The sequence below is a fragment of the Caulobacter sp. GW821-FHT12D05 genome (assembly GCF_058807295.1).
The window spans coordinates 626,272-647,615 of record NZ_JBXAQO010000002.1 but is presented as its reverse complement, the minus strand read 5'-3'; the positions used below and the strand labels follow the sequence as shown (position 1 = coordinate 647,615).

General features: G+C 67.0%; 10 protein-coding genes. 9 read left to right on the top strand and 1 reads right to left on the bottom strand.

The features are described 5' to 3' along the window. Window positions 1–46: 46 nt before the first annotated feature. Entirely contained in the window at window positions 47–2,341 is a 2,295-nt protein-coding gene (locus tag AC1RRR_RS10520; protein WP_492812824.1) for a beta-N-acetylhexosaminidase, read from the bottom strand. A gap of 552 nt (window positions 2,342–2,893) precedes the next feature. Between AC1RRR_RS10520 and AC1RRR_RS10515 the strand changes: the two genes are divergently transcribed. From AC1RRR_RS10515 to AC1RRR_RS10475, 9 genes are all read left to right on the top strand, one after another. After that, window positions 2,894–5,821, top strand: coding sequence for a TonB-dependent receptor domain-containing protein (locus AC1RRR_RS10515; protein ID WP_492812822.1), 2,928 nt, complete (start codon window positions 2,894–2,896; stop codon window positions 5,819–5,821). Window positions 5,822–6,033: 212 nt separating this feature from the next. Next, entirely contained in the window at window positions 6,034–7,362 is a 1,329-nt protein-coding gene (locus tag AC1RRR_RS10510; RefSeq protein WP_492812820.1) for a GntP family permease, read from the top strand. Between the two features lie 91 nt (window positions 7,363–7,453). Continuing rightward, window positions 7,454–9,220, top strand: a complete 1,767-nt coding sequence (locus AC1RRR_RS10505) for a response regulator (RefSeq protein ID WP_492812819.1) — start codon at window positions 7,454–7,456, stop codon at window positions 9,218–9,220. An 80-nt stretch (window positions 9,221–9,300) separates the two neighbouring features. Next, window positions 9,301–10,647, top strand: a complete 1,347-nt coding sequence (locus AC1RRR_RS10500; RefSeq protein ID WP_492812818.1) for a glycosyl hydrolase 53 family protein — start codon at window positions 9,301–9,303, stop codon at window positions 10,645–10,647. A gap of 140 nt (window positions 10,648–10,787) precedes the next feature. Further along, window positions 10,788–13,430, top strand: a complete 2,643-nt coding sequence (locus tag AC1RRR_RS10495; RefSeq protein ID WP_492812816.1) for a TonB-dependent receptor — start codon at window positions 10,788–10,790, stop codon at window positions 13,428–13,430. Between the two features lie 72 nt (window positions 13,431–13,502). Further along, the gene (galA, locus tag AC1RRR_RS10490) at window positions 13,503–15,992 is read left to right on the top strand and encodes a beta-galactosidase GalA (protein ID WP_492812814.1); all 2,490 of its coding nucleotides are present in this window, start codon (window positions 13,503–13,505) and stop codon (window positions 15,990–15,992) included. 402 nt (window positions 15,993–16,394) lie between these two features. Further along, window positions 16,395–19,490: a TonB-dependent receptor gene (locus tag AC1RRR_RS10485; RefSeq protein ID WP_492812812.1), complete on the top strand. Its 3,096-nt coding sequence runs from the start codon at window positions 16,395–16,397 to the stop codon at window positions 19,488–19,490. 96 nt (window positions 19,491–19,586) lie between these two features. Next, on the top strand, window positions 19,587–20,309 hold the full coding sequence (locus tag AC1RRR_RS10480; protein ID WP_492812811.1) for a SapC family protein: 723 nt from the start codon (window positions 19,587–19,589) through the stop codon (window positions 20,307–20,309). Continuing rightward, the gene (locus tag AC1RRR_RS10475) at window positions 20,234–21,340 is read left to right on the top strand and encodes a cupin-like domain-containing protein (protein ID WP_492813543.1); all 1,107 of its coding nucleotides are present in this window, start codon (window positions 20,234–20,236) and stop codon (window positions 21,338–21,340) included. Before AC1RRR_RS10480 ends, AC1RRR_RS10475 begins: the two co-directional genes overlap by 76 nt. Window positions 21,341–21,344: the final 4 nt, after the last annotated feature.

Below are 21,344 nucleotides of genomic sequence, written 5' to 3'. Positions count from 1 at the left end.
GAAGTAGCCCTCATCCTGAGCTTGTCGAAGGACGAGGGCGGCCCCGCTAGTCGTTCGGCTCGATCGTCACCGCATCCAGCGCCCACAGCATGTCTCGGCTGGGCCGGTTGAACGTCAGGCACAGGTCCTTCACCCCCGCCGTCGCTGGGATCTTCGCGGTGATCTCCGACAGCCCCGCCTTCCTAGCCGCCGCCGCGTCGATCGGGATCAACGCCAGTTCCTGTCCCTCGCACGTGGGGCCGCTGGTCTCGCGCTTGCGGACCACCAGTTCGCCATAGGGGCTGGTCGTAGGCTTGTTGAAGTCGACGATGCGTCGGCCGCCGGCCAGCTGGAAATTGAACGGCGTCTGGCCGATCCGCGCCGTCAGGGTCGCGCCCTTGGCGAGGTCCGCGGCCTCCCACACCCAGCAGGGGCGGTAGTTGCCGGTCATGAACACCGGCCGCTGACCCTCGCGCGGGAAGTCGGCCTCCATGCGCAGCGGCACGGTCTCGCCGCAGAACTTCAGGTGACTGCTGACGCGGGTGTTCAGCGCCCGGGTTGAGACGTCGATGTCGCGCACGTCGCCCAGCGGTTGGCCGTTCAGGAAGGTGCGGGCCTTCAGCTTCGCGCCGTCCTCCAGGGTCAGCGGTTCGGCATAGAGCGGCGAGGCGGCCGTCGGCGTCTTGCCGCCCGTGGCGTATCGGATCTCGCCCACGCCCAGGGCCGATGCCAGTCTGACACTCAAGCGGTTGCCGGCCGGGGCCAGAGTCGCCTCGGGTTCGAACGGCACGCCGTCATGAGCGACGCCTAACTTGTCGAGTTGGCCCAGGGTCACCGGCAGGCCGTTGCTGTAGCGGCTCCAGTCGCGGCGGACCGGCTGGGTCCAGCCCAGTTCGGCCACGGCGGTCAGGCGCGGGAAGACCATGGTCTCGACCCGCCGGGCGTCGCGCTGATGCTCGGTGAAAGTGTTGGCCTGCACGCCGATCACGTGGCGCGCCTGCTCCTGCGTCATGCCTTCGGCCAGTTCGTTGAAGGTGTAGAGGCCCTTCAGCGTCGACAGCTCGCTGCGGCCGGGCGGCTCGTTGGCCGACAGGCTCTGGCGGCTGTCCATGTAGAACTGCGGATGCGCCGTCAGGATGGTGTCGTGGCCGTGGCGAGCGGCCTCGGCGGCGCGGTCGACGCCGCGCCAGGCCATGATGATCGAGCTTTGCTGGGCGCCGCCTTCGAGGATCTCGTCCCAGCCGACGATCCGCCGGCCCTTGGTCGCCAGGTGGGCGGCGATGCGGTTGATGAACCAGCTCTGCAGCTTGTCCTCGTTCTCCAGGCCCAATTCCTTGATCTTGGCCTGGACCTTGGGGCTGGCCTGCCACTGGTTCTTGATCGCCTCGTCGCCGCCGATGTGCAGGTAGGGGGCGGGGAAGATGTCGACCACCTCATCCAGCACCGTCTCCAGGAAGGCGAAGGTGGAGTCATCCACGTTGTAAAGGTTGGGGAACACGCCCCAGTCCGACATGCCGGACTCCGGGATTTTCCCCGTGACGCCCAGCTCCGGATAGGCGGTGATCGCCGCGGTGGCGTGGCCGGGCAGCTCGATCTCGGGCACGACCATGATGTTGCGGGCGGCGGCGTAGGCGACGATCTCGCGCGCCTGGGCCTGGGTGTAGAAACCACCGTACGGCTCGTACTTCGTCGGCGCGGGGCGGTAGGCGTCGGCGCCCTTGGGCGTGCGCCAGGCGCCGACGCTGGTCAGTTTCGGATAGGCCTTGATCTCCAGCCGCCAGCCCTGGTCGTCGTTCAGGTGCCAGTGCAGGACGTTCAGCTTGTAGGCGGCCATGGCGTCGATCAGGCGCTTGATCTCGGCGATGCTCTGCATGTGCCGGGCGCTGTCCAGCATGAAGCCGCGCCAGGCGTAGCGCGGCGCGTCCTGGATGCTGGCGGCGGGCAGGGCGGGGCCGTTGGTCGCCAGCTGCCAGACGGTGACCGCGCCGTAGAACAGGCCCTTGCGGTCGCCGGCGGCGATGGTGACGCCGGCGGGGGTGATCTCCAGATCGTAGGCCTCGCCCGAGCGTTCGCCGCGCTTGAAGGCGATCGCGCCGGTGGGGATCGCGCCGCCTTCGACGATCCTCAGGGCGGGCTTGCCGGCGCGGGTCAGCATGTCGCGCAGTTGCAGCGCTACGGCCTTGGCCTCGGCGTCGCCGGCGGGGACGTGGATCGGGGTCTTGGCGGTGAGCTTGAAGTCCCCGACCTGGGGCGCGTAGGCGGCGGGCCAGGGCACGAGGGCCGGCGTCGTGGCCGCCAGGACGGGCGAGGCGAGGCAAGAGGCGGCGGCCAGGGCCAGCATCAGGGGGCGAAAAGCCGTCATGTCGAGGTCCTCCGGCCTTCGCCGCGATCATCTTTGATAGTGTGACTACATCGCACTTCCGTTCAGGTCGAGAGGGGCGCTGGACATTAGACGTTGGCGTAACGGAAGCTGTCGCTTGGGTAGAATTGCTGAAAATCATTGAAAACACGAAGCATCCGGTTGTGGGACCGGTAGCATGGCTTAGGGCCATGGATCGGGCGTTCACGGTCGGCGCCGCGTTCTTGGGCATCATGCTGTCTCTTTGAAAAGCAAAGGGAATTCGCCGGATGGCGATGTAAAAGTGAGCAATGATGTTATGAGCGCTACATAAATGAATGTTTTGTGATTGACGTTATTCGAACCCCATGCCTATCCTCGTCTCGTTCTGATCAAGGCCCCTGGGCCAGGCAAATGAGAGCGTATCGAAAGTACGTTTCGAGTCCTGACCGGTCTCCTGAAGTCGAAAAAGAACCAGCGCATCCGTGCTGATAATAAAAAGAAGTAATGCGACGCAGTCAGCGCTCCAGCAGAGGGCGCCAGGAGAGTGGTCTTCTCAGCACGGGGGTAGGGATTTTGTTCAAGTTCAATCGCGGCTTTTATGCCGGCACCGCGTCGGCGCTGGCGCTGTTGTCCTGGGGGGCGACGGCCAATGCGGCGCAACAAGCTGATACGGCGGCCGCCGACGACACGACCATCACGGAAGTCGTCGTCACCGGCACGCGCCTCAATTCGCGTGGCTTCAACCAGCCGACGCCGACCACCACGGTGACGTCGGAGGATCTGGACAAGGCCGCTCAGCCCAACGTCTTCCAGGCCATTACCCAGATGCCGGCCCTGCAAGGCAGCACCGGCCGCTCGGTCGGCGCCAACGGCACCAGCTCGGGCCAGCAGGGCCTGTCCTCGCTCAGCCTGCGCGGCCTGGGCGCGACCCGCACCCTGACCCTGCTGGACGGCCAGCGCGTCACGCCGGCCAACGTCAACGGCGTCACCGACGTCAGCCAGTTCCCGCAGCTGCTGATCAAGCAGGTCGACGTGGTCACCGGCGGCGCCTCGGCCTCGTACGGCTCGGACGCCATCGGCGGCGTGGTCAACTTCGTCACCGACAAGACCTTCGAGGGCTTCAAGGCCCGCTTCGAAGGCGGCGAGAGCAAGTATCACGACAACGACACGGTCGTGGCCCAGGTGGCCGTCGGCAAGGCGTTCCTGAACGACCGCCTGCACGTGACCGCCAGCGGCGAGTTCAGCCGTGAAGCCGGCGTCCTGGCCGGCGGCTTCGGCACGAAGCAGGCCGGTGGCCGCGACTGGTTCACGACGCCCGCCATCCAGGTGCGCCCGCTGGCTTCGACCACCGACGGCCTGCCGCAGTACCGCGTGATCAACAACGCCCAGCAGATCCAGTACGCCCAGTACGGCCTGATCACCAACGGCCCGCTGCAAGGCATCGCCTTCGGCGCCAATGGCGCGCCGCGGCAGTTCCAGTACGGCTCGAACGGCGTCGCCACCGGCACCGGCGCGGTGACCAACTGCTTCAGCCCGTTCTGCGTGGGCGGTGACCTGTCCGGCGGTATCGGCGCCTCGCCGACCCTGGCCGCGCGCATCAAGCGCAAGGTCGCCTACACCCGCGTCGGCTATCAGCTGAACGACAATCTCGAAGTCTATCTGACCGCCAACTTCGCCCAGGTCTTCTCGCTCAACCAGCCGAACATCGGCGCGGAGCGGACCGGCCTGACGATCCAGTGCGAGAACCCGTTCGTGCCGGCCGCCATCAAGGCCGCCTGCGTCACCAACGGCATCACCAACTTCCAGTTCGGCACCAGCAACGGCGGCTTCGGGCCCATCGACGTCAACATCAAGCGCGAGCAGAAGCGCTTCGTGCTGGGCTTCACCGGTTCGCAGAACCTGTTCGGCACCGACTGGAAATACGACGCCTACTACGCCTACGGCATGAACCGCGTCCGCCTGGACGTGGACAACATCTCGGTCACGCCGCGCTACAACGCCGCGATCGACGCCATCGCCGGTCCGAACGGCACGGTGATCTGCCGTGACCCGGTCGCCCGCGCCAATGGCTGCGTGCCGCTGAACGTCATCGGCCAGGTCGCCCTGGACCCGGCCGCGCTGAACTATGTCATGCCCAAGAACGGCCCGCGTCAGCGCTCCAAGCTGATCGAGTCCGTGGCCAGCTTCAACGTCAGCGGCGAGCCCTTCTCGCTGCCGGCCGGCCCGGTGGCCATCGCCGCCGGCGTCGAGTGGCGTGAGCAGGACTACAAGACCCTCGGCGACCCCTATGGCGACGGCATCTGGGCCGAGAACCCCTATACCGACGACTATCCGGCTGACCCGCTGATCCGCACCGTCGGCAACAACTGGTACGCCGGCAACTACCACAGCGGCGCGGGCTACTATCACGTGACCGAAGGCTACGTCGAAGCCAACGTCCCGCTGTTCAAGTCGGACGCGCTGGGCGAAGGCAACATCAACGGCGCGGTCCGCCAGACCAAGTACTCGACGGCCGGCAACGTCACGACCTGGAAGATCGGCGGCGTCTGGAAGACCCCGTTCGAGGGCCTGCGCTTCCGCGCCGTGACCTCGCGCGACATCCGCGCCCCGAACCTGGGCGAGATCGCCGCCCCACCGGTGGTGACCAATGCCACCGTCCTCTATCGCGGCACCGCCGTGAACGTGCTGCAGGAGATCGTCGGCAACCGCAACCTGCGGCCCGAGATCGCTCGCAACACCGAGGTGGGCATGGTCCTGACCGAGCCGAAGTTCCTGCCGGGCTTCAGCTTCTCGGCCGACTACTTCGAGATCAAGGTCGACGGCGCCATCAGCTCGCTGGCCGCCCAGGACCTGGTCGACCTGTGCGTCGCCGGGAACCAGGAGATCTGCGGCGCGATGCTGCTGACCAGCACGGTCCCGAACACCAACTTCGTCCGGGTCCAGGCCTTCAACGTCGCCACCCTGCGTAACAAAGGCTTCGATCTGGAAGCCGTGTACCGCAAGAACCTGGAAGACTGGGGCCTGAAGGGCAGCCTCTCGCTGCGCGCCCTGGCCACCCACATGATCGAGTTCAAGACCAATTCGGGCGTCCTGGGCACGATCACGGTGGACAGCGCCGGCGTGAACAGCGGCAACACCCCGGACTGGAAGGCGACGTTCAGCCAGACCTGGTCGACCGACAAGCTCAGCCTGTCGATCTACGAGCGCTGGTTCAGCGACGGCGTCTACAACAACGAGTGGATCCAGTGCACCAGCGGCTGCCCGGTCTCGACCGTGGCCTACCGCACCATCGACAAGAACAAGATGAAGGGCGCGACCTACGTCGACATCGGCGGGTCCTACGAAGTGACGAACAACGCGACGGCCTACTTCAAGGTCGACAACCTGTTCGACAAGGATCCGGCCGGCTCGCCGACGACCAATGTCAGCCCTGGTGTGAACCCGTTCCTCTACGACGTCATCGGCCGGATGTACCGCGCCGGCGTTCGCCTGAGGTTCTAGCCCCCTGGAGCGCGCCGCCGGTCGGCGCGCTCCATCGCCCGCCGCTCTTCCACCTCCCCGGTGGAGCGGCGGGCAGAGCCCCTCCGACGGTCCTCCCCGCCGCGAGGGTTCCTGATTCCCCGGTATTGCGATCGGACCTCGCGAGACCGGGGAATCGCTCTTTTCTAGTCAGAACGCGGAACGTCTCCGCGGCTTGAGGGCGAGGCTTCCTGATGGTGTTCGCGGTCGTCGCGCTGATCGCGCTGCTGGTCGTCCTGATCGGCTGGGGCAAGGTCCCGCCGTTCGTCGCCTTCCTGCTGACCGCCCTGGTCGCGGCCCTGTGCTTCGGCATGCCGCTGGATCACGTCGCCAAGTCGATGGAGAAGGGCGTCGGCGACATGCTGGGCAGCCTGGCCGCCATCATCTGCCTGGGCGCCATGTTCGGCCGCGCCATCGCCGACAGCGGAGCCGCCCAGAGCATCGCCCGCGCCCTGATCGGCGCCGTGGGCCTGCGCTTCATCCTGCTGGCCATGGCCCTGACCGGCCTGATCGTCGGCATTCCCCTGTTCTACAGCGTCGGCTTCGTGGTCATGGTCCCGCTGATCCTGACCATCGCCAAGCGCGCCGACCTGCCGCCGGTCTATGTGGGTCTGCCGCTGCTGTGCGGCCTGTCGGTGGCCCACGGCTTCCTGCCGCCGCATCCGTCGCCGGTAGCGCTGATCAGCCTGTTCGGCGCCGATACCGGCCTGACCCTGGGCTACGGCCTGGTCGTCAGCATTGCTGCTCTGGCGGCGGGCGGGCCGCTGCTGGCCCTGACCCTCAAGCGGCTGAACGCCATTCCCCAGGCGCAGGCCGGCGCGGAGACCTCGTTCGCGGTCACCGAGACCGAGGACGCCAAGACGCCCGGGGCCTTCAACAGCTTCACGACCGCGCTGCTGCCGGTCCTGCTGATCGCCGTGACCACGGTGCTGCTGGTGACAATGCCGGCGTCGTCGGCCGGCAAGCCGCTGGTCGGCTTTCTTGGCCAGTCGGTGGTCGTGCTGACCCTGTCGCTGATCTACGCTACCTTCAGCCTGGGCGTGCTGCGCGGCCAAGCCTTCACCGGCCAGATGGGCCGCTATGCCGACGCCCTGAAGGACGTCGCCGGCATCCTGCTGATCCTGGCCGGGGCGGGGGCGCTGAAGCAGGTATTCGTCGACGCCGGGATCAGCGACCAGCTGGGCGCCTGGCTGACGGCGCTGCCGCTGCATCCGCTGGTGCTGGGCTGGCTGATCGCCATGGTCATCCGCGTGGCCCTGGGCTCGGCCACCATCGCCGGCCTGACCGCCGCGGGCCTGCTGCAGCCGGTCATCGCCGCCAGCCATGTCGACCCCAACCTGATGGTGCTGGCGGTCGGGGCGGGCAGCCTGATGTTCTCGCACGTCAATGACCCGGGATTTTGGCTGTTCAAGGAGTATTTCGGCCTGGACCTGAAGGGCACCTTCCTGTCGTGGACGGTGATGGAAAGCCTGGTCGGCGTGGTCGGCCTGCTGTGCGTGCTGGGCCTGAGTCTGGTCGTCTAGCCACTCGCGTTTGGGGCGATCCTTGCGGCGCGAATCGTAGCCCTATGGGAACGCGACTTCCCTGACGGAATAGGGCTCGGGCAGGACCCTGATGTTGAAGCGGCCGACCGATGTGACCCAGCTGGACGGGCTGGTGCGCTACTCGCGTAGCGTCGCGCTGTCGCGTCTGGCCCTGGTCGCCGTTTTCGTCCTGCTGCTGATGAGCTTCGCGCCCTGGAACATCTCCGTCCTGGGCGTCGTGGAGTTCGGTCTCTACTTCGGCCTGTTCATGGCCACCGAGGTCGCCCTGCGCGATCCGGACCCGGTGAAGGCCCACAAGCGCTTGGCCTTGCAGTCCGACATCCTGATGCTGCTGCTGGTCGGCAACGCGTGCTGGATGGCGGTGCGGATCCGGCTGTGGGAGGGCTCCCAATACCAGGTCGAGGCCGCGTTGCTGGCGATCTGCGTCCTGCTGTTCGCGGCGCTGCGGGTGCACCTGACGCGGGTCAGCTATTTGATCGGGGTGATCCCGCCGTCCCTGACCCTGGTGTGGATCGCGGTCGACTGGAGCCATCCCTTCCAGCTGGATCACTACACCCTGGCCGTGATGCTGTTCGTGGCGGCGGTGCTGTTGGTGACCGCGCGCCAGCAGGCGACGGACCAGGCCCTGACCCGGACCGCCCGCGACCTGACCCGCAACAATGTCGCCCTGACCCAGGCCATGCACGAGGCCAAGGCCGCCAACCGCGCCAAGAGCGAGCTCTTGGCTGTGGCCAGCCATGAAATCCGCACGCCGCTGAACGCCATCCTGGGCTTTGCCCGCTCGCTGCGGGGCGAGGCGCTGACTCCGCGCCAGGCCGAGTTGGCCGCCGGGGTGGTCGAGGGCGGCGAGCAGCTGAACCGCCTGCTGGACGGGATCCTCGATCTGGCCCGCGCCGACCCGCTGCGCGCCAAGCTGGACATCGTGCCGGTCGACCTGCGGACCCTGGCCCGCTCCGTGGTCCGGGTCTGGAGCAGCCACGCCCGCGCGATCGGCGTGTCGCTGACCCTGGAGGACGCCGACCCGACCCTGTCGTTCCTGGTGGTGGCCGATCTGGTTCGGGTCGAGCAGACCCTGGTCAATCTGGTCTCCAACGCTCTGGGCGCGGTCTCGGCCGGTGGCAAGGTCACCCTGCGCCTGGCTGGCGTGGTGCAGGGCGACGACCTGCGGGTGCTGGTCGAGGTGGCCGACACCGGCCCGCCGATCCCCGCCGACGAGCGGCTCAAGGTCTTCGAGGCCTGGGACCAGACCGAGCGTGGCCGGCTGCAAGGCGGCACCGGCATGGGCCTGAAGATCAGCGCCCAGAACCTGGCCCTGATGGGCGGCGAGATCGCCGTCGACCCGCCGGCCGCGACCCTGGGCGGGCAGGGCGGGGCGGTGTTCTGGTTCGCCTTCGCCGCGCCGATCCATCGTCCGACGTCCGCGCCGCCGGTGCGCGAGAAGGGCCAGCCTGGCGAGATCCGGGTCCTGGCGGCCGAGGACAACGCCGCCAACCGTCGGGTGCTAGCGCTGGCGCTGGAGAGCGCGCCAGTGTCGCTGACCTTCGCCGAGGACGGGGCCCTGGCCCTGGACCTGTGGCGGACGGGCGCCTTCGACCTGATCCTGATGGACGTCAACATGCCGGTGCTGGGCGGGCGCGACGCCGTGCGCGAGATCCGCCGCGCCGAGCCAGCCGGGACCCGCATCCCGATCTGGATGCTGACCGCCAACGTCTTCCCCGAGGACGTCGCCCGCTATCGCGAGGACGGGGCCGACGGGGTGCTGCGCAAGCCGCTGGATGTCGCCGCCCTCTACGCCCTGCTGGCCGAGGTGGCCCAGGCGCGCTTCGCCGAGACCTGAACGACGGCTTGCGTCAATTGTACGATAAATGATAGTCGCTCCGCAGCGGCGCGCCTAGATGCGCCCGCGACGGAGGAAACATGTCGAACGTTCGGACCTCGCTGATCGCGCTCTCACTGGCTGCGCTCCTGGCCGCGCCGGTCCAGGCCGCGCCGAAAACGTATCTCGGCGTCGACATCTCCTACGCCAACGAGATGGAGGACTGCGGGGCGGTCTATCGCTCGGGCGGCAAGACGGTCGAGCCCTACGCTTTCTTCAAGTCGGCGGGCGCCAACGTGGCGCGGATCCGGATCTGGAACGATCCCGACTGGACGCCCTATTCGAACCTGAAGGACGTCAAGCGCAGCATCGCCAAGGCCCGCAAGGCCGGGCTGCAGGTGCTGTTGGACTTCCACTATTCCGACGACTGGGCCGACGGCGACAAGCAGATCGCGCCCAAGGCCTGGGCCAAGCTGTCGACGCCGGACCAGGCCAAGGCGCTATACGCCTTCACCCACGACACCCTCGCCGAGTTGGATCGCGAGGGGCTGATGCCCGACCTCGTCCAGGTGGGCAACGAGACCAATGGCGAGATCGCCTCCAGCCTGGCCAAGGCGAAAGAGCCGATCGACTGGACCCGCAACGCCCTGCTGTTCAACGCCGGGATCAAGGCCGTGCGCGACGCCGGCGCGGCCGCGAAGATCAAGCCGCGCGTGATGCTGCACATCGCCCAGCCCGAAAACGTCGAGCCCTGGTTCGCGGCGGCGGAAAAGGCCGGGGTCACCGACTTCGACCTGATCGGGATCAGCTACTACAGCAAGTGGTCCAAGCGCTCGATGGCGCAGCTGGGCGAGACGATCAACCGCCTGCGGCATCTCTATTCGGCCGACGTTCTGGTGGTCGAGACGGCCTATCCGTTCACCAATGACGGCGCCGACGCTTCGCCCAACCTCTTGGGAGCCGACTCCCTGATCGCCGGCTATCCGGCCACCCCGGCGGGGCAGAAAAAGTACCTCACCGACCTGACCCAGCTGGTCTATGCCAACGGCGGAGTGGGGGTCGTCTACTGGGAGCCGGCGTGGCTCTCGACCCAGTGCAAGACCCGCTGGGGTGTGGGCTCCAACTGGGAGAACGCGGCGCTGTTCGACTTCAAGGGCCAGGCGCTGGAAGGCGTCCAGTGGCTGACCGCGCCCTATGTCATGCCTGTGGACGTGACCTTCCGCGTCGTCGCCCACGGCGAGGCCGCGCGGTTCATCGACGGCGACTTCCTGGGCGGCGTCGGGCCGCGTCCCATGACGCTGGAGAACGGCGCCTGGACCTATCGCACCCGCCTGATGCCCGGAACCTCGGTGACCGCCGCCACGGCGACCGATGCGGCCGCCGTCGGCGATGCCCCGGCCAAGGCCGCGACTGTGGGCAAGAACGCCAGCGTCATCCCGCTGGAGTGACAGCGCTTGCCTTGTGCGATTGATATGATAAATGAGGTTTGTGACGCTCGTGGGAGCGTCTGACGCTGAGGACGCGTCGCAGCCCAAGGCAGCCGCGCCATAAAAACGAAGCGCGGCGCTGTTTCATCAGGGGGAAACACATGACTCGCCATGCCATTCTGCTCGCCGCTGTCAGCGGCATCGCGCTGACCTTTGCTGTCGGCGCCCAGGCCCAGACCACCGAAACCTCGCAGGTCGAAGAAGTCGTCGTCACCGGCGTGCGCAAGAGCCTGCGCGACGCCCTGGCCGTGAAGCAGGGCTCTGACAAGGTCGTCGAAGCCATCTCGGCCAAGGACATCGGCGTCCTGCCCGACGTCACCATCGCCGAGTCCATCGCCCGCCTGCCGGGCGTCAACGCCACCCGCGACCGGGGCAATGACAGCCAGGCCGTCGTGCGCGGCCTGGGCGCGCGCCTGGTGCTGGGCACGATCAACAACCGCGAAGTCGCCTCGTCCGAGCCCGACCGCAATGTGCGCTGGGAGATCTATCCGTCGGAAGTCGTCTCCGGCGTCCAGGTCTACAAGTCGCAGTCGGCCGACCTGATCGCCGGCGGCGTCGCGGCCACCATCAACATCGACACCATCGCACCGCTGGACTATCGCGGCCCGGCCTTCGTGCTGCGCGCCGGCCCGGTGTTCTACGACGGCGGCAAGGACATCCCGAACTACAAGACCACCGGCTATCGCGGCTCGGGCTCGTGGGTCCACAAGGTCAATGACGACCTGGCCGTAGTCCTGGGCGTCACCGCCCAGCGCCAGAAGAACGGCTATGGCTCGTTCACGGGCTGGGGCTACAACGACAGCAACGCCCGCCCGCCGGCCGGCGCCAGCGACTATTCCAGCGACCTGAACCGCGACGGCAAGGTCGACTACACGCCCTGGGGCGCGCAGATGTCGGCCAGCCGCATCGACCAGAAGCGCACCGGCATCTCCGGCGGCCTGCAGTTCAAGCCGACCGACAAGTTCGAGCTGAAGGCCGACGCCCTCTATTCGAAGATCAAGATCACCGAGGTCCAGGACCAGACTGTCTGGGGCGCCAACAACTGGGGCAACTGGAACACCGGCACCGGCAACATCGGCTGGAACGACGGCGTCTATAACGCCCCCGGCGCTTCCTACACCCTGATCAACAACGCCGTGGTGACCGCCCGCCTGCCGTTCAGCTCGGTGCAGACCGTGCTGGCCAAGTACAGCGAGGACAAGGACCTGTTCGCCGGCGGCCTGAACGGCAAGTGGACCGGCGACCAGTGGACCGTCACCGCCGACGCCTCGTACTCCAAGGCCAAGCGGACCAACACCTGGAAGGCCGTGCGCTTCGAGGCCTGGCCGGACTGGACCAGCTTCGACTGGCGCGCCGGCGTGACGCCGACCATCACCACCAGCCAGGAGAGCATCAAGCTCAGCCAGACCGCCGACCTGGCCGGCTCGCACGACGGCCCCGAGCGCCTGAACGATGAGCTGAAGGCGGCCGCCCTGGACTTCGCCCGCGACTTCGGCGGCGAGAGCGTCTTCAAGAGCGTGCAGTTCGGCGTTCGCGCTTCGGACCGCACCAAGGACCACACCCGCTTCACCTTCGCCCCGTCGGCCACCGGCGCGACGATCCCGACCAGCCTGCTGCAAGCGTACACGCTCAGCGACGGGGCCAATGTCCCGGCCCTGCTGACCGGCGACATCGACAAGATCGCGGCGGTCGCCTACGGGGCCAACGCCTTCGCCGTCTCCAAGGCGACCGAAGACCTGGCCTCGCGCTGGGCCGTGAACGAGAAGGTCTATGAAGGCTTCGCCAAGCTGAACTTCGCCGGCGACGGCGTGGGCGGCTCGTGGGTCACCGGCAATGTCGGCGCCCGCCTGGTCCACACCAAGACCAGCAGCGACGGCCAGCAGCAGGACACCGCCAGCGCCTTCAAGGCCGTGACGGTCGACAACGAATATACCGACTTCCTGCCCTCGGCGAACGCCAAGCTGGACTTCGGCGACGGCAAGCTGCTGCGCCTGGGCGTGGCCAAGGTCATCGCTCGTCCGCCGCTGGACGAGCTGCGCGCCAGCCGCACCCTGGCCAACTGGGCGCCGTGGACCGGCAGCGCGGGCAATCCCAAGCTGAAGCCGTTCGAGGCCATCCAGTTCGACGCCTCGGCCGAATACTACTTCCGTCCGGAAGCCCTGGTGGCGATCTCGTACTACTACAAGGCCGTCGACAGCTATATCGGCTGGAAGCAGACTCCGGCCACGTTCGGCGGCCAGACCTACACGGTCGCCAGCCCAGCCAATGGCGGCAGCGGTCACATCCAGGGCGCGGAGCTGACCTTCCAGACGCCGTTCTTCTTCCTGCCGGGTCCGCTCAGCAAGTTCGGCATCTATTCGAACTACGCCTATGTGGAATCGAACCTGAAGGAGTTCTCGCCGGTCAATAATCCGCTGCGGATGACCGGCCTGGCCAAGAACACCGCGACGGTGGACCTGTGGTACTCCAATGCCGGCTTCGAGGCCCGTCTGGGCTGGAAGTACCACTCGCCGATGACTGTCATCTACGGCTGGAACGGTTCGGACCTGCAGACCCTGGCGACCGAGAAGACCCTCGACTTCAGCTCGTCGTACCAGGTCAACGAACGCATCGGCGTCCGCTTCCAGGTCAACAACCTGACCAACCAGGAACTGCGGATGTACCGCGACAACGATCCCAACCGGATCGGCCGTTACGACAGCTATGGCCGTCGTTTCCTCGTCGACGTGACGCTGAAGTTCTAGTCCGACTACCCTCAAACTCTGCGCTGGGAGGAAGCCTGAAGCTTCCTCCCTCTTTTTCGTGAGAGGTCCTCGATGGTCCAGATCAATCGACGCCAGGCGCTGGCGGTTACGGCGGGCGCGGCGCTGCTGGCCAAGGCCGCGGCGGCGAGCGCCCAGGTCGCGCCGGTCGCCGCTGTGGACCTGGGCCCGCGTGAGCGGACGTCGCTGGACTTCGACTGGCGCTTCGCCTTGGGCCATGCGTCCGATCCCACCAAGGACTTCGGCTTCGGCGCCAACCAGCGCACCTTCGCCAAGGCTGGCGCCAGCGCGCCCGGCTGGTGGGTCGCCGCCGCTGCACAGAAGGACTTCGACGACAGCGCCTGGAAGCCGGTGACCCTGCCGCACGACTGGGCCGTCGAACTGCCGTTCGCCAACAACCTCGACTACAAACCCTCGGGCAAGCCGGACGACGAGGATCTGCGCGCCGCCCACGGCTACAAGGCGCTGGGCCGCGAGTTCCCGGAGACCAGCGTCGGCTGGTACCGCAAGACCTTCACCCTGCCGGCCAGCGACGCCGGCAAGCGGCTGTCGATCGAGTTCGACGGCGCCTTCCGCGACGCCCTGGTCATCGTCAACGGCTACATCCTCGAGCGCGAGGACAGCGGCTATTCGCCGTTCCGCGTCGACATTACCGACATCGCTAATATCGGCGGCGACAACCAGCTGACCGTCCGCGTCGACGCCAGCCTGGGCGAGGGCTGGTTCTACGAAGGGGCGGGGCTCTATCGCCACGTCTGGCTGGTCAAGACCGCGCCGGTGCACGTGCCCCAGTGGGGCGTCTTCGTCCGCGCCAAGGTCGACGGCACGCTGCAGATCGATACCGACCTGGTCAATGAGGGCGACGCCACCCAGGCCTTCGAGGTCAGCCACGCGGTGCTGGACGCTGCCGGCAAGGCGGTGCTGGCCGTGGCCCCCGCCGCCGACCGCATCCCAGCCTGGGAGCGCCAGAGCCTGTCGCAGACGGTGACCCTGGCCAATCCGGTGTTGTGGTCGCTGGAGGTCCCGCACCTCTACACCCTGGTCACCGAGACCAAGGTCGGCGGCGCCGTGGTCGACCGCTTCGTCACCCGCTTCGGCGTCCGTTCGGTGCGTTTCGACGGCCAGCAGGGCTTCTTCCTCAACGACAAGCCGGTGAAGCTGAAGGGCGCCTGCAACCACCAGGACCATGCCGGCGTCGGCGCGGCGATCCCGGACGCCTTGCAGGTCTGGCGGCTTGAGCAGCTGAAGTCGATGGGCTGCAACGCCTATCGCGCCTCGCACAATCCGCCGACGGTCGAGCTGCTGGACGCCTGTGACCGCCTGGGCGTTCTCGTGATCGACGAGACCCGCCGGATGTCCAGCGATCCCACCTCCATGGACGAGCTGGAGCGCCTGGTGCGCCGCGACCGCAACCACCCGTCGGTGATCCTGTGGTCGATCGGCAATGAGGAGCCGCAGCAGGGCACGGCGCGCGGGATCAAGGTCGCCAAGACCATGAAGCGCCTGGTCAACCGCCTGGACCCCTCGCGCCTGGTCACAGCAGCAATGGACAACGGCTTCGGTGAGGGCATCAGCACGGTCATCGACGTGCAGGGTTTCAACTATCGCCACGAGAAGATGGACGCCTTCCACGAGCGTTTCCCGGCCGTGCCGATCATCGGCAGCGAGAGCGCCAGCGTGGTGACGACGCGCGGCGAGTACGTCCGCGACGAGGCCAAGAGCTATGTGCCGGCCTACGACACCGACCACCCCTGGTGGGCGACGACGGCCGAGAAGTGGTGGAGCCACGCGGCCGAGCGACCGTGGATGGCGGGCGGCTTCATCTGGACCGGCTTCGACTATCGCGGCGAGCCGACGCCGTTCAACCGCTGGCCCAGCATCAGCTCGCACTTCGGCGCCTTCGACACCTGCGGCTTCCCGAAGGACAATTACTTCTACTACCGCGCCTGGTGGCGGTCCGAGCCTCTGCTGCACCTGCTGCCGCACTGGAACTGGGAAGGCCGCGAGGGCCAGCCGGTGGCGGTCTGGGCGCACAGCAATTGCGACAAGGTCGAGCTCTTTTTGAACGGCAAGAGCCAGGGCGTGCGTGACGTGAAGGCCAACCACCACGTCGAGTGGTCCGTGCCCTATGCGCCGGGCGTGCTCGAGGCGCACGGCTACAAGAACGGCAAGGTCATCCTGCGCGCCCGTCGCGAGACGGCCGGCGCCCCCGCCGCCCTGCGCTTGACCGCAGACCGCACGAAGCTGAAGGCCGACGGCCAGGACGTGGCGATCCTCAAGCTCGAGGTGCTGGACGCCAAGGGCCGCATCGCACCACGCGCCGACACGCTGGTCCGCTTCGAGCTCACGGGCGCGGCGGACGTGATCGGCGTGGGCAACGGCAATCCGACCAGCCACGAGCCCGACGTCGCCAATCAGCGCAAAGCCTTCAACGGCCTGGCCCAGGCGATCGTCCGGACCCGGCGGAATCAGTCGGGGCGGGTCAGGGTGGTCGCGGTCGCCGACGGCCTGAAGAGCGCCAGCGTCGATCTCGACCTCGGCTGACGCGCCGCAACCAAACTCGAAAATCCATGCACGCATGAGAGGCGGCGGCTAGCGCGATGCTGGCCGCCGCCATGCATTCGTATGCGTGGACACCGGTTTCCACCGCGAAATGTAACGCAACTTTGGCGCGATAGGCGGAATAAAGCGCCTTCGCGGCAGTGCAGCGAGCGGCCAAAAACACCGGTCATTTGTAGTAGAAATACGACCAAAATGGCCTTGAAAAATAATTGCTAGCGCTGTCAATTGGCCATTGCGGCGGTCAAAGACCGATGTTACCGCTAACTAGTCTCTCGTGCATGGGTTGTTCACCCGGAGCGGGAACGGGAAGAGCGACCGGGAAATGCTTCCGGTTCGTAACAATAAACATCGCCCCACAGAGGGCTTTTATTAGGGGGAACGGCTATGAAGCGGCTTCGTCGCTTGCACGCGTCTGCCTCTTGCGTCGCCATCATGGCGGCCATGTTCGCCAGCTCCGCGCTGGCTCAGCAGACCCAAGATAACGCCGTCGACGAGATCGTCGTCACCGGCATCCGCGCTTCACTCGAACGGTCGATCGAGATCAAGCGCAACAACAGCGGCGTGGTCGACGCCATCTCCGCCGAAGACATGGGCAAGTTCCCAGACACCAACCTCGCCGAGTCGCTCCAGCGGATCACCGGCGTGTCGATCGACCGGACCAACGGCGAAGGCTCCCAGGTCACGGTCCGCGGCTTTGGTCCCAGCTTCAACCTGGTGACCCTGAACGGCCGGACCATGCCCACCGCGCGGGTCGCCACGGTCGGTGGCGACCAGTCCGCGGACGGCGCGTCGGGCACCAGCCGCTCGTTCGACTTCTCCAACCTCGCCTCGGAAGGCGTGTCCACGCTGGAGGTCTACAAGACCGGTCGCGCGGCCATCCCGACCGGCGGCATCGGCGCCACGATCAACGTCAAGACCCGCCGCCCGCTGGACGGCAAGCCGGGCTTCAACGGCAGCATCGGGGTCAAGGGCGTCTACGACACCAGCATGGACAAGAAGGTCGACGACTTCGGCCACAAGTACACGCCGGAAGCCTCGGGCCTTATCAACTGGGTCGACGACAGCGAGAAGTTCGGCGTCACCCTGTTCGGCAGCTACCAGAAGCGCGACTACACCTCACGCTCGGCCACGGTGAACGACTGGAACATCAAGTCTTACGCCGACTTCATCAATCCGGACAACGGCTTCGTCCGTCCGGGCGGCGCCACCCAGATCACCAATGCGCCGTCGAGCGGGAGCACTTGGGTCGCGATCCCCAACGACAGCCGCTACCACTTCGCGCAAGGCGAACGTGAACGCGTCAATGGCCAGCTGACGGTCCAGTTCCGTCCGATCGAGACCATGACGATCACGGCCGACGCCCTGTACGCCAACGACAAGACGTTCGAGCGCCGCAACGACAGCACCAACTGGTTCAACCGTCCGTTCGACAAGGTCACCTTCGACAAGAACCCGACGGTGGCCACCGCTGTCCTGCTGTCGGAAAACCTCAGCGGCACCAAGGATACGGGCTTCGAGCAGCAGTACCGCGGCAACGAGGACTCGCTGAAGTCGTTCGGCCTGAACGGGACCTGGGACGTCTCGGACCGCTTCCACGTCAGCGTGGACGGCCACATCTCAAAGGCCGACTCCAAGCCGAACACGCCGAACGGCGCCAGCTCGACGGCGGTCTCGATCGCCGCGCCGATCCTGACGACCCAGACCGGCAACTACGAGGGCGACGTCCCGATCCAGAGCATCACGATCAACGATGCTCTGCGCGGCAACGGCAACGGCCAACTGGACGTCGGCGACTTGGCCAGCCAGGTCGCCCGCACCTGGGCGCAGCGCCAGCAGCAGAAGGTCAAGGAAATCCGGGCCGACTTCCGCTGGGACCTGGACGACAACGGCAGCCGTGTCGAGTTCGGGGGTAACTACCGCGACTCCAACATGCTGCAGACCAGCAAGTCGACCCAGCAGGACCTGGGCAGCTGGGGCATGTCCAGCCCGCGCGACGTCTCGCAATACGCCGGCAGCCTGGTGAAGGCGTTCTGCCTGGCCTGCCAGTACGACGACTTCAATCTGAACCAGTCGGGCGCTGGCCTGGTGTCGTTCCGCGCCAACGCCATTGACCTCTACAACGCCCTGTCGCCGGTCTATGCGGCCAAGGGCAATGCGGTCGGCGTCACGGGCCAGGAAAACAACCGCATCCAGGAAAAGATCGCCTCGGTCTATGGCCAGCTGGTCTGGAAGTCGGAGCTCCTGAATCTCCCGACTGAACTGGTCGCCGGCCTGCGCTACGAGACCACCAAGACCGACGCAGTCTCGCTGGTCCTGGTGCCCAGCGCCATCATCTGGACGGCGGACAACGACTTCACCCTGAAAACCAACGGCGTCTATCAACCGCTGACGGGCAAGGGGAAGTACAACAACCTGCTGCCGTCGATGGACTTCAAGGTCGAGCTGCGGGACGACCTGACGGGCCGCTTCTCGTTCAGCCGCACCATCGCGCGTCCGGACTATAACAACCTGTTCGCCGCCCAGAGCGTCGGCACGCCGAACCGTCCGGTCGCCAACGGAGCCATCCCGCTGGGCGCCATCGGCAACACGGACCTGGATCCGCTGATCTCCGACAACGTCGATGTGTCGCTGGAGTGGTACTACAAGCCCAGCAGCTACATCTCGATTGGCTTCTTCGATAAGCGGGTGAGCAACTTCGTTGGCACCGGCACGAAGATGTCGAGCATGTTCGGCCTGCGTGACCCCAGCTCCGGCGCGCCGGGCACCCTGTCGGGCAACGCCAAGACCGCTCTGGCGGCCATCGGCGCGGGCGTCGGCGACGTGAACCTGTTCACGATGGCGGCCCTGATCCAGACGACCGGCTCGGTGGCGGCGGCCACGGCCCAGTTCCAGGCCAACCGCCTTCCCAGCGGCGACCTGAACCAGGCCTTCGTGGACCAGATCCTGGCGGCCACGGACATCTCGCCCTCGGCGACCGATCCGCTGTTCAACTTCCAGGTCTCGCAGCCGATCAACAAGACGGGCAACATCCACGGCTTCGAAATCGCGGGTCAGCACTTCTTCGGCGACACGGGCTTCGGCATCGCGGCGGCCTATACGCTGGTGCGCGGCGACGTCGGCTTCAACAACGCCGCCGACCCGGGCCAGGATCAGTTCGCCCTGCTGGGTCTGTCGGACACGGCCAACGGCACTCTGATCTACGAGAAGTACGGGTTCTCGGCCCGTGTGGCCTACAACTGGCGGGACAAGTTCCTGCAAGCCACCAATCGCGGCGGCTCGCGCAACCCCGTCAACGTCGCGCCGTTCGGCCAGCTGGACATCAACGTCAGCTACGACGTCACCTCCAAGCTGTCGCTCTCCTTCGAAGGCATCAACCTGACCAAGGAGCACCTGCGCACCTATGCGCGTGACGAGAAGCAGGTCTGGTTCGCTCAAGAGCTGGACCGGCGCTTCCTCCTCGGCGCCCGCTACCGCTTCTAGGACCGGAAGTCTCGCAGTGAGGGCAGGGACCGTCGCGCTTGCGGCGGTCCCTTTCTTCCTTTGAAGTACGCGCCTTAGGGGCGTGAGTAGGCCGATATGAACCGAGTGCTTCTGAACAATGTCGACCACGCCGACCTGCGCGTGATCGCCGGTCATGGCGTCGCCTTTGGCGATGCGTTGAACCAGGTGCTGGTGCTGCCCACCGAGTTCGAGGCGGTGCAACGCGAATACCCCATCCTGATCCGCAAGGACGCCGCCGGCGCCTGGCAGGCCGTGGCCTTGCTGGGCCTGGACCGCGACGAGAACCTGTTCCTGGACGAGACCGGCTGGAATGCTCGCTATGTCCCCGCCGTGCAGCGGCGCGGCCCGTTCTCGATCGCCCTGCAACGCGACGAGCCGGGCGCCGAGGCCCGACCGATGATCCATGTCGACCTGGACCATCCGCGCGTCAGCCGCGACGCGGGCGAGCGCCTGTTCCTGCCGGCGGGCGGCAACGCGCCGTATTTGCAAGGGATCAACCAGGCCCTGGGCCAGATCCATGATGGCCTGGAGATCGCCGGGCCGATGTTCGCCTTCTTCGACGACCTGGGCCTGATCGAGCCGATCGACATCGAGATCAAGCTGGACGACCAGACCAGCTACGACCTGCCCGACGTCTTCACCTTGGCGCCGGATCGCCTGGCGGCCGTGACGGGCGAGGACCTCGAGAGGCTGCACCAGTCGGGCCTGCTGCGCGCGGCGCACTGGATCATCTCGTCGATGGGCAACATCGAGGAACTGATCGCCCGCAAGACCCGCAAGCAAGCGTCCTTGGCATGACCGCGATCACCGCTCGTCGGACGCTGGAGACCATGGTGGCGACGCCCGCCGAGATCCCGTTCGAGGCGGTGCTGGCCGGCCAGACGCCGATGCTGTTCAAGGGCCTGGCCCGCGACTGGCCGCTGGTCCAGGCGGGTCTCCAGTCCGGCCAGGCGGCCCGCGACTACATCCGCGCCCATGACCGCGGCGGCCGGGTGGTGGGCTACACCGGTGACCCGGCCATAGGCGGCCGCTTCTTCTACGACGACAGCCGCACGGCCATGAACTTCAAGGCCGAACGCGCGCCGCTGGAGACCTTCCTTCAGCGTCTGGAGGAGGTCGAAGGCCGCAACGACGCGCCGGCGGTCTATGTGGGCTCGGCCGACTTGGACGCCTATTTCCCGGACCTGAAGGCCGCCAACGACCTGGGCCTGGGGGCCGAGGTGTTCGGGCCCGAGCCGCCGATGGCCGGCATCTGGATCGGCAACCGCACGACGGCCGCCGCCCACTACGACATGTCCAACAACATTGCCGTCTGCGCCGTGGGCCGGCGGCGCTTCACCCTGTTCCCGCCGGACCAGGTGGCCAACCTCTATCCCGGCCCGCTGGAGCCGACGCCCGGCGGCCAGGTGGTCAGCCTGGTCGACTTCCAGAACCCCGACTTCGACGCGCATCCCGGTTTCCGCGAGGCTCAGGGTTCGGCCCAGGTGGCCGAGATGGAGCCCGGCGACGTCCTGGTCTACCCAGCCCTGTGGTGGCATCAGGTCGAGGCGCTGGAGCCGTTCAACGTGCTGGTGAACTACTGGTGGAACAGCGCGCCGGCCCATCTGGACACGCCGATGACCACGCTGCTGCACGGCTTGCTCAGCCTGCGCGACCGGCCCGATTTCGAGAAGCAGGGCTGGAAGGCGCTGTTCGACTACTACGTGTTCGGCCCCGCCGACCGCGCCGGGGCGCCGCTGCCCGAAGCGGCGCGCGGTCCGCTGGGACCGATGGACCAGACGAAGGCCAGGCGGCTGCGGGCGTATCTGCTCGACCGCCTGAACAGATAAGATC

Bases quoted from the DNA above. Each gene is read 5' to 3' on its own strand.
- AC1RRR_RS10485 (WP_492812812.1), top strand. From the start codon at position 16,395: ATGAAGCGGCTTCGTCGCTTGCACGCGTCTGCCTCTTGCGTCGCCATC.
- AC1RRR_RS10495 (WP_492812816.1), top strand. From the start codon at position 10,788: ATGACTCGCCATGCCATTCTGCTCGCCGCTGTCAGCGGCATCGCGCTG.
- AC1RRR_RS10500 (WP_492812818.1), top strand. From the start codon at position 9,301: ATGTCGAACGTTCGGACCTCGCTGATCGCGCTCTCACTGGCTGCGCTC.
- AC1RRR_RS10510 (WP_492812820.1), top strand. From the start codon at position 6,034: ATGGTGTTCGCGGTCGTCGCGCTGATCGCGCTGCTGGTCGTCCTGATC.
- galA (WP_492812814.1), top strand. From the start codon at position 13,503: ATGGTCCAGATCAATCGACGCCAGGCGCTGGCGGTTACGGCGGGCGCG.
- AC1RRR_RS10480 (WP_492812811.1), top strand. From the start codon at position 19,587: ATGAACCGAGTGCTTCTGAACAATGTCGACCACGCCGACCTGCGCGTG.
- AC1RRR_RS10505 (WP_492812819.1), top strand. From the start codon at position 7,454: ATGTTGAAGCGGCCGACCGATGTGACCCAGCTGGACGGGCTGGTGCGC.
- AC1RRR_RS10520 (WP_492812824.1), bottom strand. From the start codon at position 2,341: ATGACGGCTTTTCGCCCCCTGATGCTGGCCCTGGCCGCCGCCTCTTGC.